Source organism: Hyphomonas sp. TMED31 (genome assembly GCF_002172815.1).
Taxonomy (GTDB): domain Bacteria; phylum Pseudomonadota; class Alphaproteobacteria; order Caulobacterales; family Hyphomonadaceae; genus Hyphomonas; species Hyphomonas atlantica.
This window is the reverse complement of the sequence record NZ_NHCK01000019.1, coordinates 25,521-42,229: the sequence shown is the minus strand read 5'-3', so window position 1 is coordinate 42,229 and position 16,709 is coordinate 25,521. Positions and strand designations below refer to the sequence as shown.

Here is a 16,709-nt window from a genome sequence, read left to right as displayed (position 1 = left end):
CGACCGGCGGTTTCTCAGTCGCCGGTTTTTTCTTGCGTGTTTTCGGAAGCGGCATGATGTCTGCCTGATCAACCAGCTTCCACCAGGTCACAGCCAGAACCAGATTGCCCTCATTGTCTTCGTACTTCTGAAGATGACCATGTGGTCCAGACTCATCAGACTGCACTGCCAGATAGGCTGCGGCTTCTTCCTCNGTCACGTTCAGCCATTCGGTCTCNAGCGACTCGATCGTCTGGNCTGGGACCAGGGCTTCAGCAGCCNCNCGCGTNCGCGCCGCNTTNACGCCGGGCTTCAGGGCGTCTTCCAGTCGTACCGCAATGGGAAAAGCGTTGCTCATGCGCCTCAGGTAAGCAAGCCGGATGCCGCCGTCCAGCCAGTATCTGTCGTCTGCGTCAAACGCATCGCCGCGAGTCGCGCCAGGCGAAGGGTCATTGCCTTTCGCCGTGCCGCCGGCAGCTTGTCTTCCGGAGACTCGCGAATGATCGCCCCTCCGAAGGCATCTGCCACAATCAAGCCNGTCTCATCCGGGATCAATTCCTGCGGGAAATCANCCGCCACCGCGAAATAGAGCTGATCGCAATACGGCATGTATTCAGGCCACTTNGAATCTGATCGGAAGTCAGCAATCGAGGANTTCACCTCCACCATCCAGACCTCTCCGGACGGCCCCAGCGCTGCGATATCCGCGCGACGGTTGTTTGCCAGGCTCAGCTCCGTCACGCCGAAAAAGCCGAGCCCGGCCAACAGGCGCTGTGTCCCGCGNACAATTTCAGCCGCGCGCGTCATGGCCTCATCAACACTGTTCATATCCGTCATGAGCGACACCTCGTTCCCGTTTCGTTCGAACGTTACAAAAGCGCGGCGCACGCGGTCAAGCCTGACCAGCCCCCTNCTTTGCACCTCCACTCGCTAGAATGTGATCAATTTTGGGAACGAAGTTGATCCGGTCCGCGCTCTTGTCCGTAGAGACTGTGATAGTTTGGCAGCATGCCTTGTCGCAGAAGGAGATGACCCGTCATGGCGAACGCCTACAGCTCCAACGGACCTGCAGACCGGTCTTACGTCAAGAAAGCCATGAAAGCCCCCATGCTGGAGGCTGAACATGAGCTGGAACTTGCAAGACGCTGGCGCGAGGANGAAGATGAAAAGGCCTTGCACGAACTGACTCGCGCCTATCTTCGCCTTGTCATCGCGATGGCATCAAAATTCCGCCACTATGGCCTGCCCATGCCAGATCTCGTCTCGGAAGGGAATGTTGGCCTGATGATGGCGGCCGCCCGGTTTGAGCCTGACCGTAAAGTTCGCTTCTCGACCTATGCCAGTTGGTGGATTCGGTCTTCCATACAGGACTTCGTTCTTCGCAACTGGTCGATCGTCCGGACGGGGACAACCTCTTCCCAAAAATCCCTTTTCTTCAATTTGCGTCGTCTGCGTGCCCGGATCGATGACACGGGTGATGGCGTGATGACCAAGGAAAANCGCGCATGGATNGCGGAGCATCTGGGCGTGCCTGAACGAGATGTTGAGAATATGGCNTCTCGCCTCTCCGCATCAGACCGCTCACTNAACGCCCCGATGGCCGTAGATGGAGATGGAGAATGGCAGGACCTGCTGCCGGACGAGTCGGCAATTCCAGAACAGCAAGTGATGGAGTCACACGACTCCTCACGGCGCAAGGAATGGATCGCCAACGCCCTGAAAGCGCTNAATCCNCGCGAAACTCACATCATCATGCAACGACGACTATGTGAGGATTCCGTCACGCTTGAGACACTCGGCCACGAACTGGGCATCTCGAAAGAGCGTGTACGGCAAATTGANCATCAGGCATTGGGCAAGCTCCGCCGCGCGCTTGAGCGTATCGTCGGCGACCCGGACGAAGCGGGTCTGTTGCCTAGCACCTAGTCAGGTGGCGCCGACANAATTTGCAAGTTCAGTTTGTCCGATATCTCCATCACACNATCGCGCACNNAACCGCGGGCAAGTACATTTGCGCCCAGCGCGCTTTGACAATGCCCCGCGGCCGGCACCTGTATTTGCAAACGAAGATGCGAGCCCTCCAGAGACAGATCGCATACGGCGCCGAAACCGTCTGAACCCTGCATGTCAGCAACATTTCCATATATGAGCTGAAACCCTTCGAACGTGTCCGGCAAATCTGTGGCGNGGGGTATGCGATACTCGCGTGTGCTCCACATGCCGACAGAATTTTCGCGCGCGTCCCGCTCTAGATCAAATAGAGGAGCATTGGCAGCTGACGTGTCCGGATANACCCGAACCCGGGCACCGCCGCGCTTAACGATTTCAGCGTTAANCCAGAATCTGGGCCCCAAGGCATCAACCGTTTCTGCGTGCGCCAAGGCACGATCATACCTGTCCCGCGTCAGACCGCCATAATGAAGCTGGACCTGACGGCCAAGTACCATGTCTTCCATCATGCGTTTGGCTTCTGTGTGGAAGGGCTGCGGGTCGCGGTCTCCAAATCCACCNGATGGCGCCTCGATACCGACGAGTCGTACACTTTGGCCGGTATCCAGCACAATTGTGTCCCCATCCACCACGCGTACAACCCGGCCACGTTCCCCAGGCTCCAAATCTNCCAATGGACCGCGCGCGCCACATGCCGCAACAAGTAAAATCAACCAAATCGCCCCGATCGCGCGCACGCCACCCCTCACCTGATCTCGTGCGGGCTCCCCGCGATCGCCAATTTCCATTGCAGATTAAGACCAGAGATTGCTAACTTCAATCCAGGCAGCAATTGCCGTATAGCCACCTCAACCCTGCGGTCCCGTAGCTCAGCAGGATAGAGCAACAGATTCCTAATCTGTAGGTCGCGCGTTCGAATCGCGCCGGGATCGCCAGTATTTGTAAGGGTTNGCAAGTCAATTTAACTATATTTGAACATCACTCATGTAAGTTTCCATTCGATTGGCAGTAACCGATGGGGACGGTTCCAGAAAATGAGCGATAGTAAAACGCCTGTATTTCAATGCCCGGAACATCAGCAGGCATTTGCGAAGTCATATGCTCATGCAAATTCGGCCTGCGAGCTGATAACTGAATATGGCACACCGCCCCTGCCGAATACTTTTGCCCTGATGTACGCCTATGCTGCGCAATCTGACGAAAGCGTCGTCATCGCNGTCAATGAAATGCTGGAACGCGGTTCCTTCAGCCAGTACGAAATCGACCAAGTTTATAATATGCACCTCGGTGGCAGCGATGATGCCGAAAAACGCGAAGGCATCGGCCGTGAAGTCGAACAGCAATTATCCAGCGTNCTNGACCTGGTTGGGACCGGCGTAGAAAATAGCGACCAATTTGAACTCGCCCTGAAACAAATCCAGCAAGCGGTTTCGAACTCGGACTCTACTGCGCCTGTGTCCGCCGCAATCACGCGCCTGCTGTCCGAGAACCAGCGCATGAGTGAACAGAGCCATCATCTTATTGANGGGTTGCAGGAATCAAAACGACAGATCGANCGTCTTCAGAAAGAACTGGAAACCGTTCGGAATGAGAGCCTGCGCGACCCTCTGACAAAGATCTACAATCGCCGCGCCTTTGACATGCGCCTGTCCGCAGAGATCGACTCCGCGTCAAAACAACAATCCGAACTGTGCCTNGCGATTGCAGACCTCGATCACTTNAAACGTGTAAACGACACATTTGGCCATCGGGTCGGAGATGAGATCCTGAAGATCTTTGCCTCTGTCATCACGAGCAATATCAANGGGCAGGATCTGGTGGCCCGCTATGGCGGTGAAGAGTTCGCCATTATCCTGCCGGCGACGAACCTTACGGCGGCGACACAGCTGATTGATCGAATCCGGGTTCAGATGAGCGAACGCCGANTGGTTCTGAAAGGGACGAAGACACCAATTGGAGACATCACGGCCTCATTTGGCCTCGCCCGTTTCAGCCCGGGCACGTCGAGTGCGGACCTGATAGAACAGGCCGACAAGAAGCTCTACCTTGCCAAGAGCAATGGGCGGAATCGGGTGGAGTCCGGCTTGCTTGACTCGCATGCCGCGTAGAAGAGCTTTACGCTGAACGTCTCGCCACGTTTATTCGTGATAACTCGTCTTCCGACATCAAAATCTGCTTTAGCGCCTCTCTGGCGTCTTCCAGTCGGCCTTCAATGATAGCAATTTCGCCGCGCACTCGCTCCATGTCGTGAAGCATTCGTCGGATGTGACCGTTCTGGTTCGCGAGCTTCAACATTTCAAAGTCCAGCCCAATATCGTTCGCGCGGGCGAGCTCGGTTTCCAACTCCACCAGTTTCTCTCGTGATTGCCGAAGCGATGCCTGCATTAGAGCGAGGGATTGCTCCGCCTTCTGGCGTTTCAGGGCGACTATCCTGGAGAGTGTTTGATCGGCCTTCAACATCAAGANCCCCGCCCCTCTTTCCGGACCCGGTCAACAAAACTGATCGCAGCAGCCACGGCTGCAAAATGATCCGGGTGGATTTCTTCATCAATGTCCACAAGTCGATAGATTGAGCGGGTCGAAGGCGGATCCCGGTAGATNGGAACGTCATTGGCAATTGCCGTTTCTCGAATCTTGGCGGCGAGGTGATCAACACCCTTGGCCACGCAGACGGGAGCGCGGTCGCCTTCCGGATCCCATTTGAGTGCGACGGCATAGTGCTCTGGGTTCACCATGACGACGGTCGCAGTCTTCACATTCTGCATCATCTGGTTNCGNCTCATGCTGGATGCTTTTTCACGNCGCTTCTGCTTGAGCTGAGGGTCGCCTTCACTTTGCTTCTGCTCTTTCTTGATTTCTTCACGGCTCATTTTCAGCTTGTTCGCATGCAGCTGACGCTGCAGCGGAAGGTCAATCGCGGCCAAGGCGAACTGAAAGGCGCCGAAGATCAGGAACAGGGTAAGCACTTGGCTGAATGTGAAATTGAAGAACTGCCCAAGTTCTACCGCACTGCTGGCGTAGTAATGCTGAGCAAATCCATACAGGAATACCGCGGCCAAACCGCCCGCGAACAGCATCTTCGCCATGTCTTTGAGGAAATCGAGAATTCCTTTCGCACCATACTTCTTCTTCAAGTTCTCGGCGGGCGAAATCTTGTTGAACTCGGGTTTGATTTTCTTGAAGGAAAAAGCGACCGCTTGCTGAATAATCAATGTCCCNAGCACGAGCGCAACGAGAATGGCAAAGATGGGCGTCAGCGAGACTAGGATCCGCACAAGCCAGCTGCGCGTAGCGCTGCCGTCTGACGTGAAGACATCCGATGCGTAACTATCGGCATGGTACATGAGAGACGAGAACTCGTTGAANATTGCACCGGCAACAATCGCGCTGAAGACGATTGCGGAAATTACGATTCCTGCAAAGAGGGCGAACGTATTCGCTTCCTTGGACTGAGGAATATTGCCCTCACGGCGCGCTTCCCTGCGCCGCTGTTCAGTGGCTTCAAACTCCTTTTCTCCACCACCAGACTGATCTTCAGCCATGCNTCACCTCACCACCACCCTANNGAACCNGACACGCGATCCATCCAGACCATCAGTATTGTTGATATNGANANGGCCAACAAGACAAANCCCGCNCCGATCATGAAGGGNGCGCCCACAAACGCCACCATGAGGGACGGCAAGGCCTTGTTGATGAAGCCCAGTGAGATGTTGTAGAGCAAGTTGATCGCCACGAAAGGCCAAGCGATCAATACAGCGAACTTTACAGCATTCAGCATGCCGTCAATGACGAAACCTTGATCGAACTGAGCCAGTGCGCCAACGGGAATTTCGGAATACACTTCAGCCATGCGAACGAACACGCTGACATGGTAGTCAGCCGACAAGAGCAGGACAGCACCTGCCAAAGCGAGTAGGTTCGATGTGACTGTTTGCGCCTCTGTATCCAGAGCGATACCCAGCATCTGGGACAGGCCGATGGACTGCGCAATCAACGCACCCGCCATGTTGAGAATCCAGATTGTCGTTCTCAACAGGACGCCAAGGCCCAGGCCAATGATAATCTCCGCGCCCAACAACCCAACAAAATTTCCGATGGATAAATCGGTTGGTGGACTGACAAGTCCTGACATTGCAAACAGCATCGCCGCCCCCAAAAGAAGGGACAAGCGAACGCGCGCTGGAACAGTTTGATCGCCGATACCGGGCATGAGAAAGACGACGAAGGTCAACCTGCCTACGATCAACATGAACATGATGATCCAGGCGGAAAGCTGCGGCCCAAATGGCAGCTGCTCCAGCATCACACCACGCCGACGATGTACGGCTTGCTTTTGGACCCGATCTCTTCATAGGCCAGCACAGCGTTACGCACGCCCTTGCTGGCGAGCACGGTCTGCAAGAACCGCCGACGACGGGAAGAGGTCGCTACCGATGCAACAACCCCCTTCTGCGCCATCTCATTCAGCTTGGCCTGCACGGCTGCCGTCAGCTCGCCAAACATTTCCGGCGGCAATGCTATGTCAGACCCACCGTCTTCGCGAGATATCTCGTGCTCATTGAATTTCTGCTCCCAGTTTGTAGAGAGCTGCAGCAGGGGCAGGCGCCCTTGGCCATCCTGCAAACGATCAACGATCTGGAATCCAAGTCGTTGGCGCACAAGCTCCACAATGCGAGAAGGCGCACTGGATTGCGACTTCACTTCCGCGATGGTCTCCACGATCAGGAACAGATTCCGGATTGAAACGCGCTCTTCGAGTAGAAGGCGCAAGACCGAAAGGAGCAATTCCGGCGTAACCTTCCCTGGTATGTACTCGTCGAGGAACCGGCGGTTGGAGGCCGCGCGCTCCGTGTCGCTGATGTGTGTCAGCGCATCCAGCGTGTCGAGCATGACCATACGCGTAAAGACGAGGGTAAAGTTGGCCTGAATAACTTCGAGCATATGGGTCGCCAACACTTCCGTAGGCTCGATCGCCGGAATACCTGAAGCAGCAAGCTCCTGCTTCTTTGTGCTCGGCAGCCAGCGCGCGGCGGCCTTGTAAACCGGTTCCTTGACCTTTTCGCCTTGCAGATGCGGCAGTTGGGAATCTTCCATCAAAGCCAGCAGTGAGCCGGGGCGCACAAGTCCGCTATCAACACGCACACCTTGAATTCGAATTCGGTACTCGTTCTTGCTCAAGGTCGGATTGTCCGTCATGCGGATCGACGGAAGGACGAAGCCGTATTCCTCCGCAATGTAACGGCGAATCTTGTCGATGCGGCTTTCGAAGCCCCCTGCCCCTTGAAGCACCATGCCGACAAGGTCCGGAGCGACTTCCAGATGAATTTCATCAGAGTGGATGGAGTCTCCTATCACGAGGCTGGTTTGTGGGGCCTCAACTTCTTCCGCTTCAGCTTGCGCGGCCTTTTCGCGTTCGCGACTGCGAATGTAGAAGGAGGCCGTGGCGAAGGCAGCGGCAGCCAGCATGAACGGGATGAATGGAAGGCCGGGGAAGAGCGCAAACGCGCCGAGAATGCCGGCAACAATCATCAGGGACGTGGCGTTGCCGCCCAATTGCGCGCCAAGCGCAAGATCAATGGCGCCGTCTTCACGCCCCTTGGCGAGAAGCAACGCAGCGGAAACCGAAACGATCACGGCCGGAATCTGGGAGACAAGACCGTCACCAACGGTGAGAATGGAATAGTTGCTGAGCGCCTGGGTGAAGCTGAGTCCATGGGCGACAATTCCGAAGCCAATACCGGCCACCAGATTCAGCGCCGTAATCAACAGCCCTGCTATTGCGTCGCCCTTCACGAACTTGGACGCACCATCGAGAGATCCGAGGAAGGACGCTTCTTCCTGTTCCTTTTGGCGGCGATTGCGCGCTTCTTCATGGCTGATGGCGCCCACGGCAAGATCGGAATCGATCGCCATTTGCTTGCCTGGCATAGCATCCAAGGCAAAGCGCGCCCCGACTTCCGCCATGCGACCAGCACCTTTTGTGATGACCATGAAGTTCACAATTACCAGAACCGCAAACACAACCAATCCGACGAACAGATTCCCGCCCATGATGAACATGGCGAACCCTTCGATGACCCCTCCCGCCGCATTCGTACCGGTATGCCCTTCACTGATGATCAGTTTGGTGGAGGAGACGTTGAGCGCCAGACGGAGTACGAGACTGGCCAGCAAGACACTGGGGAATGATGAAAAGTCCAGCGGCTTCTCGATGAAGATACTCGTCGTGAAGATCAAGATCGCAAAGGCGAATGATGCGGTCAGGCCAATGTCCATTACCCAGGCCGGAACCGGTAACACCATCACCAAAATCACCATCATCAGGCCGATGGCGATGACGGCGGTCGGTTTCGAAAGGTCGAAAAAGCGTGAAGTCGGCATGGTGCCCCTATCGGGAGATCATCGGAAGGACAGTATTATTGAAAAAATCGAGGCAAATACGGGTCATGTAGCCAAGCGTCAGGAAGAACACGACGACCACAGCCAGAATCTTGGGAACGAAGGTCAGTGTCATTTCCTGAATGGAGGTAAGCGCCTGAAGCAAGCCAATCACGAAACCCAATACCAATGTAACAGCGAGGATTGGCAGAGCCATCATCGCCGCCGCCCACAGCGCTCCGCGCAAGACTTCAAAGATGGCAAGTTCGGTCATCTCTGCCTGTCCTGATCAGACCGGCATCCGGAGCAATTCCTGATAGGCTTCAACGACCTTGTCGCGCACCGTCACGGCTGCATCCAGAACAAGTTCCGCCTGCGCCAGCGCTTCCACCATCGCATGGGGATCAGCGCCAGACACGGCCGTCTGCATCGCGGCCTGCTCGGCATCCTGTAGCGCAGCCTTGAACGTAGAGAACCCCTCGGCGAGCCCCGACGACTTTCCCTCTTCAGCTTGCGCCGGCTTTTCCGGTGTCTTCGTAGGCTGAACCGAGCCAAGCGCTGCATATGCGCTGAAACTTACATTGGACATTCTGCCCTCCCCTTAGCGCCTGAGAACATCAAGAAGTGATTGGTACATGCTTCGCGCCTGACGGAACGAATTGAGGTTCGCCTCATAGCTGCGATTTGCTTCACGCATGTCAGCCATTTCGGTCACAAGCGATACGTTCGACGACGTGACATAACCCTCGGCATCAGACATCGGACTGGCTGGATCGTATCGGCGCTCGCCTTCGCTCTCATCCAGATCGATGCGTGTCTGCATGAACGCGCTACCGGATGATGGGGCCTGCTCAATGGTCAGCACCTTCCGGCGATACCCGGGCGTATCAGCGTTCGAGACGTTCTGCGACGTGATGTCGATACGTTTCGACTGCAGCTGCATGCCAGACACAGCCTGCAGCATCGTGGCTTTCAACGAGTCCATGATTTACCCCTTCCTGCCAATTGCGGTCCGCAACAGGTCCAGCGACTTTGTGTAAACAGACAAAGCCATCTCGTGCTGCCCCTGCGCTTCGGCNGCCTTGAACATTTCAACTTCGAGATTGACCGAATTNCCGTTCGGTGANTTCGCGATCTCTTTCTGGAACGTCCGAAATACGGGATCCGTTTCGTCTGCTGTTCCTGCAGCAGCACGCGCCAGAAAGTCCTGNAAGGATTCTACCTGNGTGGCCTTNAAGCCCGGGTCATNGGCGTGCGCAATATTGGTTGCAGACACCTTTTGGCTTTCCGCCGCGTGGCGGGCCATAGCGCTGTAGACACTCAGAACGTCCAGATTAAGAATCGACACGGAATCACCCTTAATTAACTGTTTAGAAAATTAGCCGTTCTAACTTGAAGAAATGGTTAACGAATGAGCGGGATCTGTTTACTTGTTGCGAGANANACCCAATTTTCCGGATCGATTGTACCGAATCTGGGGCACGGTAACGGAGGTGACTCCGGGTCTCGTCCAACTTGCGGGCATCAGTGAATTCGCCAGGCTCGGCAATGAGATCCGCGTTCAAACCCGCCAGGGGGAAGTTTTTGGCGAAGTCCTCTCGGTAACGGGAGAGCACGTCAAAGCCATGCTCTACGGTGAGTCCGACGCCATCCGCATCGGAGACCGGACATTTCTGGAGCAGGAAGCCTATGTCGACCCCGGCGATCATTGGCTTGGCAAGATCATCGACTATCGGGGCGTATCACCCGGACTGGAGAGTGTGCCTCCTGCCCCCAACACGGCACGCCGGACGCTGCGCGCGCCGCCTCCGCCCAACACCAATCGGAAAAGCCTCGGCAACCGATTGTCCACCGGATGGATGATCACTGATACCCTCCTGCCAATCTGCCAAGGCCAACGCCTCGGCCTGTTCGCAGGATCTGGCGTAGGAAAATCAACCTTTCTCGGCTCGCTGGCTGCGGGCGTGAAAGCTGACCGCGTGGTGATCGCACTCATTGGCGAGCGCAGCCGCGAAGTGAACGAATTCGTGCAGAAAACCCTGCCTGCATCCATCCTGTCCCGAACGGTCATTGTGGCTGCGACAGCGAATGATCCGCCCGGCGCCAAGAAACGGGCTGCCTTGTGCGCAATCGCCACAGCTGAGCATTTCCGTGACGAGGGGCATCAGGTCCTGTTCCTGTTCGACTCGATTACGCGCTTCGCCGAAGCACACCGGGAAGTCTCTCTGGCGGCAGGTGAAACACCGGCGCTCAACGCCTTCCCACCGTCAACAGTGCGCGCGATTGCAGAAATCGCGGAGCGCACCGGACCCGGCCCGCACGGGTGTGGTGACATCACGGCAATTTTCTCAGTGCTCGTAGCGGGGTCCGACATGGAAGAACCGGTTGCAGATATGGTTCGCGGCGTGTTGGACGGGCATATCATTCTATCGCGAAAAATATCAGAACGTGGTCGCTATCCCGCGATAGACGTCTTGCGCAGCGTCTCTCGGTGCCTGCCAGACGCCGCCACGCCCGAGGAAAACCTGACGCTGAAAGACTACCGGCGCACCGTCGCACTATTTGAGGAGATTGCTCCGATGCTGCGCGCCAATCTTTATGAAAAGGGTCATGACGCTGCAGGCGATCGAGCGATCCGACTCTATCCGGATCTGGACGCTTTCGTTTCAGAGAAAAATCCGGCGGATATTCCGGACGCATTCTTGAGGCTCAGCTCTCTTCTGGGCGAGTCCCCTCAGCCTGAAAGCAAGTCAGACTAACCGCTCGATACGATGCTGAGAAACAAGTTCTGACTGGCAGACGAACCAAAGCCGGCAGCATTGTTCAACAGCGTTAGCGCGACAGAGCCGGAAGACAGAGATTCCTGACCAGTCAGGATCGAGTCCATAGTGTGGAACCGCTGTATCGCCTTTTCCACAACGTCCTCATTTGTAATGTCCGTAACCCTGCTTATCGAGAAAACACTCAGCATCCGTTCTTTAAGGATCTCGGCTTGGCGGTCGACGTCTAGCTCTTGCCAGGACGTGGGCAGGTTTAGTGCAGTTTCCAACATGGTGCGAACGGGAACATCGCCGAGAATCCGGTAGAGATTGGCCGAGTCGCTGGACCCTTCACGAACCAATTCACCAATCTTTGCCTGATAGTTCAGGCTGAGCTTCATGTTNTTGTCGACCTCGCCTACGGCTGAGCGAAAGCCCGCAAGCTCAAAATCGTCCGCCAATGTCGAAATCGTNTCGGCCGACANNGAGATCATCCCATCGTTCAATCCGAACGTTGTCGCAAAGNTTGTATAGGACTGATTGTTCAANCGCTTGAGGAAGGTGCTNTCNGGATCAGCATTCTCTTCCATGACGTGGCGAATGAAACCAACTTTCCACTCTTCTCCACCAAGATCGAACGCGGTGAGCGNAATTCTCAATAGCCGNTTATCCGAAAGAAAATCTTCCATCGAAATCGGCGAAGACATCTTATCTTCGAAGTAGGCGCGGTCGTTTTTTACACCGGCTGAATCCGTATAGCCCTCGAGCTGCTTGTCAAAGGTGGATTCCAAGAATTTCCATCCGCCATAGCCTGCCAGGGGAATGACCGGCTGATACACCATGTCAGGCGACCCGGGCGTGGGGTTCAGCCGACTGGCGGCTGNTCGCATGTTTCANCAGCTCCGCCTCAATGGCAATGACATTTCGCAAATGGCAAAGAGCCGAATAGAAATTACCTCGGCCAAGCATCGAGCGCAGAACAGCAATCAGTTTTTTNTCGATTGTTTCGAACACGTCTTCCAATCGACCGCACTCTTCAATGATCGCAGGCAGAACTTCCTCTTCCTGAAGATCACCGGTAATGATCAGCTGGATGGCGTAGTATATGCGCTTGGTTGGCGTATCAACATCCGCAGGTCGCAACGCATCGCGACAACGGAGAATACGAGCATCATCGTCGACCACCCGCACCGTCGAGGGCTTATCGCCATTTTCGAGCGTAGCTCCGTTTACGACGAAACGTTCACCCGCTGCGAGTTTCAATACGAGTCCAGACATTATTCTGCCGCCACGCTTGCTGTTGCTGATCCCTGACCAGACAGCCCCTGCATGATGATTTCGTTAATCTCGATGAGTTCGGACAACTCTGCTTTGCGAGAAAGAACGTGATAACTGATGCGGCGAACAGATTCCGCCAGGGCAATCAGATTGCGCTTGAGCGTCGGGTCCAGCTGATTCTCGTCACTCACGATATCCGTGGAAAGAATTTGCCAGAGCTTCATATTGCGATCAATGGCGTCTGCCCAGATGGTCGGCTGGGGGTGGCCTTCGGCATCAACCGCTTTGAGGGCCTGAGTGATCTCCTCAAACAAGGTGTATTCAATCTGTCCGGTGTTGGCGGTACGGCTCGTTACTTCGCCGTATGCCTTGTAAGCCAGTTGTTGCATACACCCTCTCTATGCTTGGTACTGGGTGAACCCGGGCACTGGTGTGCGCCCGGGTCCGGTTAGAATTATCTGAACAGCGACAGGAGTGTCTGCGGGTTCGAGTTCGCAATCGACAGCGCCTGGACGCCGAGCTGCTGCTGAACCTGCAGGGCCTGAAGCTTGGCGGAAGCCGCCTCGATGTCTGCGTCAACCATGGCGCCGATGCCGGATGTCATGGAGTCGATCAGTGTCTGAACAAATTCGCCCTGACCTTCGATCTGCGTCTGCGCAGAACCGAATGATGTCGCAGCGTTGATCGCCGTATCAAGCAGGTCTTCGATCGTATTCAGAGCCGTCGTGGCATCTTCAGCCGTTGCAACGCTGAGGTCAGCAATCGCGCCAAGACCGCCTGCCGCAACAGCTGCGTTCTGAGACCCAAGACCAGCCAGGCTGACGTTTACGTCGCCACCGTCGGCCTCAAGCGAGATCGTCGCAGCATCGGAAGTTGGGTCCCCTGCATCAGTCACAGTAACGACAAGATCAGAGATGCTGCCAGCATCAATCAGGGTTTTAAGACCAGCGGCAACGTCATTGTTGGTGTCACCGTCGACGGCAGTGTAGGTATACTCTGCATCACCCACATTGATCGTGAACGTATCACCAGCGGTGATTGTGCCACCAGCGAGTGTAACATCGATCGTATCACCATCGGAGATGACGCCTTGAGTCGTCTCAGATGCCAGACCAGTTTCGTCAAAGGTCACGTTTCCGCCAGCAGCGGCCAGATTAATGGTCGCATCATCAGAGGCAGGATCTGCGCCTGGGGTGACCGTGACGGTGAGGTTGGCAATGCTACCTGCGTCGATCAGCGTTTTGAGGCCTGCAGCAACATCATTGGCTGTGTCACCTTCCAGCGCGGTGTAGGTGTAATCAGAGCCACCAACATTGATGGTGAACTCATCACCCGTCGTAACTGTACCGGCGTCGAGCGTAATGTCTGCATCGTTACCATCGGTGATATTGCCAGACTGAGCCGTGGACATGAAACCTGCATCCCCGCTAGACAGATCTACAGTGGAGTCTGTAGCTGAGTCTGCAGTCGAAACATAACCTGCATCAGTTGCTTCCTTCGCAGCCGCATCGACTGCTGCCGTTGTCTGCAGATCCTGGCGAGCAACAGTGATAGAGGTTGCAGAGACAGAGCCATCAGATCCACGGTCAAGCGATGCGAGGATAGAGATGCTCTCGGTGCCTTGCAGGAGGTTTTGACCGTTGAATTGAGCGGCGTTCACGATGTTGCTGATTGCGGTCCGCTTCGCATCAATATCCGTCTGGATCTTTGCGCGGTCGTCAGCATTCAGATCTTCCTGAGCGGACACGATCAGGTTCTTCATGTCCTGGAGAAGCTCGGTGACCTGTTCGGAAGCAGCACGGGCCACGCCTACGGTGGAAGAACCCTTGTTCAGAGAGTCCGTGATCTGGTTGAAGCTCTCAACGTCGGTCGACATGACCGTCGAGATAGCCCAGATGGCGGCGTTGTCTTTGGCGGTAGCAACTTTCTTACCGGTCGAAATCTCGGATTGAACGGTTTCAAGGTTGCTGTTGATGTTGCGCAGAGTCTGCAGCGCAACCATCGCACTATTGTTAGTCAGAATACTGGACATTTGAATGTACCCCATTTGCGTCAGGCGAGCGGCTTAGCGCTGCCTAGGTTCGATCTTACGTCGTCCTGACGTCGGGATTCCCCGCAACCCATCTTGGTTCGCTGTACTTGAGTATACAGGAGCCGTGTACAATCAGTTAATCATCATGCCTTCTTTAGATAATTTCCTGTCGCCTTGGTAAACGGCGTCTGCAAACCATTGGAGGAGTAGGCTCCAACGTAAGAATCCTGCGCCATATTTCCGATGCGNGCGGCAAGGCTGCGGAGTCCATTCTGCGCCGCTTTGAAATGCTGAGCGTTCTCAATTGCAGCCGCGCTGATACCTTTCAAGCGGGTCCTGATGCGCTCCCGACCGAGCGCAGGATGCTCACTTGAAATCAGTGCGTCGACGGCCTGAGTTGCCTCCATCTTTTCAGACATCAGATCGGCTACTTGGTGAATTTGACCAGACATCAAAGCTACGCGCTCTGTGGCCAGGACCGTCTCCAGACGAGACAAAGCGGCTTCGGCGGNTACTNNTTCACTCATCCCCATTCCCCATANTNGACGAAAGTTGCGCNACTCCGGTCGCGTTCAACCCCAGNGGATGAGACTCAGCCAGATCTTCAGCGATGGATTCGACGATCATGCGAGAAAATGCCGACGCCGCCTCCCCACCTGATTGCGTGAAGGCTTTCTCCAAGCCAGTGTGGCTCAGCATTTCTGCCCACAGCAGCTGTTCGAACCGCTTTCCTACATCGATCAGCTCGTCCGCGCTGGATGTTGGCGCGCCGGATTGACTGGCTGCAACAGGCAAAGGAATGCCACCCTGCCCCTGAATCGTCGTCATGAACCGGCTCCCCTTCTGGCTGGAACAATCGCGCGGAATCCCCCGCAACTTAAATCTTAATTTACCACTGGTGAGGCAATTAGGGTTAAAAGATAGCTAATCTGGATTAACGAATGACGCCTTTCCTTAGCTTGGAACGTTTGTCTGCGGCCGAAAAAAGTGGCCATGACGAGACGAGGCCCGCTCCGGTCGAAGGCGGATTTGCGAAGGAATTCCTGGAGGCGCTCTCAACACTCTCATACGAAGATGTTGATGAAGAAACTTCAGACAATCTCCAGGTTGTGGCTCAACCTTTTGGGCCCTTGAGTGATCAGACATCACACCAGTTTCTTGATTTAGACCCGACGGAACCAACGACCGGCGCGACTGGCGATGCAGAGATAGATCTGCCAGCTTCTGCGGATTCAGAAGCTGTTGAGTTGACTGAGCTANGCGCCTTGAACAATGCGCTCGGAGTAGAGAAGACGGCGGCAAGTCCAACCGAGCCAGAGCATCCCACCTCCACGATATCCAGCCGTGAAACTGCAGTCGTGGAAATTGACGCTGAGTCGAATCAGCCCTTGTTGATTTCACCCAACTCCTCGTCCGGCGAAGTAACAACTGCAGACCAAGTTGGTGAGGCAGCTCAATCCGAAGCATCGGAAGCCGCTGTCACTTCTCGTAGCGGACATATGCTCGAAGTCGATCAAGACAACGCAACGCTCGTTCGTTCCACCAATTCAAGTTTGGAACAGCAAACCAAACCTGAAATCGCCAGCGTGGAGATAGAGAACGTCGCTAGCACGTCAGAGGCTGGATCAACGGAAAAGCAGGCCGCACCGCCAGTCGAAGATCCCGCTTCTGTGGACCAACCAGAACGCACATCGAAGTCTGAAACGTCCGGAGCAGCCACACAAATCACGGCGGCGAAGGCTCAACCAGATGCGCTTATTGAAACCCAGCCAAGACCAAGCGACGTGTCCGCTATGTCGTCCCTAGGGGCGACTGCCGGCGCGACTTCAAGCCCAACTTTGGTGGCTACCCCGCCAATACAGACCGCCGTTCAGACGCCACCTGCTATGACGAACTACGTCGCGGTTCCTGACGATATTGCGAGCATCATCTCTCAGGAACTCTCATCAGACACACAAAATTCTCGAATCCGAATTCAGCTGGATCCGCCCGAACTCGGTAGGGTATCGCTGGAGTTCAAGTTTGACTCTCAAGGTCTGCAGCATGTGGTAATTACGGCCGATTCCGCTGAAGCCATTCGCCGGATACGGGCATTCCATCCAGACCTGGTCGCGACATTGGAACAACATGGCTTGTCTGGAAGCGATATGACGTTCCAAGAGAAAACGCCGCAACAACAGAACGCCCGAAACTGGGAGTCGTCAAATCTGACTACGCCAGAGGAAGAGATGGAACGCTCGGACGCACCTCTTCTAAACCGCGAACCAGCAACGCGGGCAGACACGTCAGCCACAACTAGCCTGGACATACGGGTTTAAGAGACAAAGATC

General features: G+C 55.3%; 16 protein-coding genes and 1 tRNA gene. 5 read left to right on the top strand and 12 right to left on the bottom strand.

Annotated features, from left to right (window positions below):
- Positions 1-342: 342 nt before the first annotated feature.
- Positions 343-816 carry an MmcB family DNA repair protein gene (locus CBB91_RS03335; RefSeq protein ID WP_273012047.1) on the bottom strand — a complete coding sequence of 158 codons (474 nt, stop codon included), beginning with the start codon at positions 814-816 and terminating at the stop codon, positions 343-345.
- 201 nt (positions 817-1,017) lie between these two features.
- On the opposite strand from CBB91_RS03335, the gene CBB91_RS03330 reads away from it, so the two are divergent.
- From CBB91_RS03330 to CBB91_RS03320, 3 genes are all read left to right on the top strand, one after another.
- Positions 1,018-1,905 carry an RNA polymerase factor sigma-32 gene (locus tag CBB91_RS03330; protein WP_273012044.1) on the top strand — a complete coding sequence of 296 codons (888 nt, stop codon included), beginning with the start codon at positions 1,018-1,020 and terminating at the stop codon, positions 1,903-1,905.
- Between the two features lie 882 nt (positions 1,906-2,787).
- A tRNA-Arg gene (locus tag CBB91_RS03325) sits at positions 2,788-2,864 on the top strand.
- Positions 2,865-2,963: 99 nt separating this feature from the next.
- Positions 2,964-4,037, top strand: coding sequence for a GGDEF domain-containing protein (locus CBB91_RS03320; RefSeq protein ID WP_273012042.1), 1,074 nt, complete (start codon positions 2,964-2,966; stop codon positions 4,035-4,037).
- A 7-nt stretch (positions 4,038-4,044) separates the two neighbouring features.
- Here CBB91_RS03320 and CBB91_RS03315 read toward each other — a convergent pair whose 3' ends face one another.
- The 7 genes from CBB91_RS03315 to CBB91_RS03285 all read right to left on the bottom strand — a co-directional run bounded on the left by CBB91_RS03315 (position 4,045) and on the right by CBB91_RS03285 (position 9,295).
- Complete coding sequence (locus CBB91_RS03315) at positions 4,045-4,389, bottom strand: hypothetical protein (RefSeq protein ID WP_035547779.1); 345 nt, start codon at positions 4,387-4,389, stop codon at positions 4,045-4,047.
- Entirely contained in the window at positions 4,389-5,471 is a 1,083-nt protein-coding gene (locus tag CBB91_RS03310) for an EscU/YscU/HrcU family type III secretion system export apparatus switch protein (protein WP_273012039.1), read from the bottom strand. Before CBB91_RS03310 ends, CBB91_RS03315 begins: the two co-directional genes overlap by 1 nt.
- Positions 5,472-5,479: 8 nt before the next feature.
- On the bottom strand, positions 5,480-6,235 hold the full coding sequence (locus CBB91_RS03305) for a flagellar biosynthetic protein FliR (protein WP_273012037.1): 756 nt from the start codon (positions 6,233-6,235) through the stop codon (positions 5,480-5,482).
- Complete coding sequence (locus CBB91_RS03300) at positions 6,235-8,313, bottom strand: flagellar biosynthesis protein FlhA (protein ID WP_035547784.1); 2,079 nt, start codon at positions 8,311-8,313, stop codon at positions 6,235-6,237. The genes CBB91_RS03305 and CBB91_RS03300 overlap by 1 nt, the downstream gene beginning before the upstream one ends.
- A gap of 7 nt (positions 8,314-8,320) precedes the next feature.
- Positions 8,321-8,584 (bottom strand): flagellar biosynthetic protein FliQ, encoded by a 264-nt coding sequence (locus CBB91_RS03295; protein WP_035547787.1) that lies wholly within the window; start codon positions 8,582-8,584, stop codon positions 8,321-8,323.
- Positions 8,585-8,599: 15 nt separating this feature from the next.
- A complete protein-coding gene (locus tag CBB91_RS03290; protein ID WP_035547790.1) occupies positions 8,600-8,899 on the bottom strand; it encodes a flagellar hook-basal body complex protein FliE in 300 nt (99 codons plus the stop codon).
- A 12-nt stretch (positions 8,900-8,911) separates the two neighbouring features.
- Complete coding sequence (locus CBB91_RS03285; protein ID WP_035547793.1) at positions 8,912-9,295, bottom strand: flagellar basal body rod C-terminal domain-containing protein; 384 nt, start codon at positions 9,293-9,295, stop codon at positions 8,912-8,914.
- Positions 9,296-9,740: 445 nt separating this feature from the next.
- Between CBB91_RS03285 and CBB91_RS03280 the strand changes: the two genes are divergently transcribed.
- Positions 9,741-11,069: a FliI/YscN family ATPase gene (locus CBB91_RS03280; RefSeq protein ID WP_273012036.1), complete on the top strand. Its 1,329-nt coding sequence runs from the start codon at positions 9,741-9,743 to the stop codon at positions 11,067-11,069.
- Here CBB91_RS03280 and CBB91_RS03275 read toward each other — a convergent pair.
- From CBB91_RS03275 to CBB91_RS03260, 4 genes are all read right to left on the bottom strand, one after another.
- Positions 11,066-11,758, bottom strand: coding sequence for a DUF1217 domain-containing protein (locus CBB91_RS03275; RefSeq protein ID WP_273012107.1), 693 nt, complete (start codon positions 11,756-11,758; stop codon positions 11,066-11,068). The genes CBB91_RS03280 and CBB91_RS03275 overlap by 4 nt on opposite strands.
- Positions 11,759-11,912: 154 nt before the next feature.
- Positions 11,913-12,347, bottom strand: a complete 435-nt coding sequence (locus CBB91_RS03270) for a flagellar biosynthesis repressor FlbT (RefSeq protein ID WP_273012035.1) — start codon at positions 12,345-12,347, stop codon at positions 11,913-11,915.
- Entirely contained in the window at positions 12,347-12,736 is a 390-nt protein-coding gene (locus CBB91_RS03265) for a flagellar biosynthesis regulator FlaF (RefSeq protein WP_273012034.1), read from the bottom strand. Before CBB91_RS03265 ends, CBB91_RS03270 begins: the two co-directional genes overlap by 1 nt.
- Before the next feature lie 65 nt (positions 12,737-12,801).
- Positions 12,802-14,379 carry a flagellin gene (locus CBB91_RS03260; protein WP_035547805.1) on the bottom strand — a complete coding sequence of 526 codons (1,578 nt, stop codon included), beginning with the start codon at positions 14,377-14,379 and terminating at the stop codon, positions 12,802-12,804.
- A gap of 941 nt (positions 14,380-15,320) precedes the next feature.
- Between CBB91_RS03260 and CBB91_RS03255 the strand changes: the two genes are divergently transcribed.
- Positions 15,321-16,697, top strand: coding sequence for a flagellar hook-length control protein FliK (locus CBB91_RS03255; RefSeq protein ID WP_273012033.1), 1,377 nt, complete (start codon positions 15,321-15,323; stop codon positions 16,695-16,697).
- Positions 16,698-16,709: the final 12 nt, after the last annotated feature.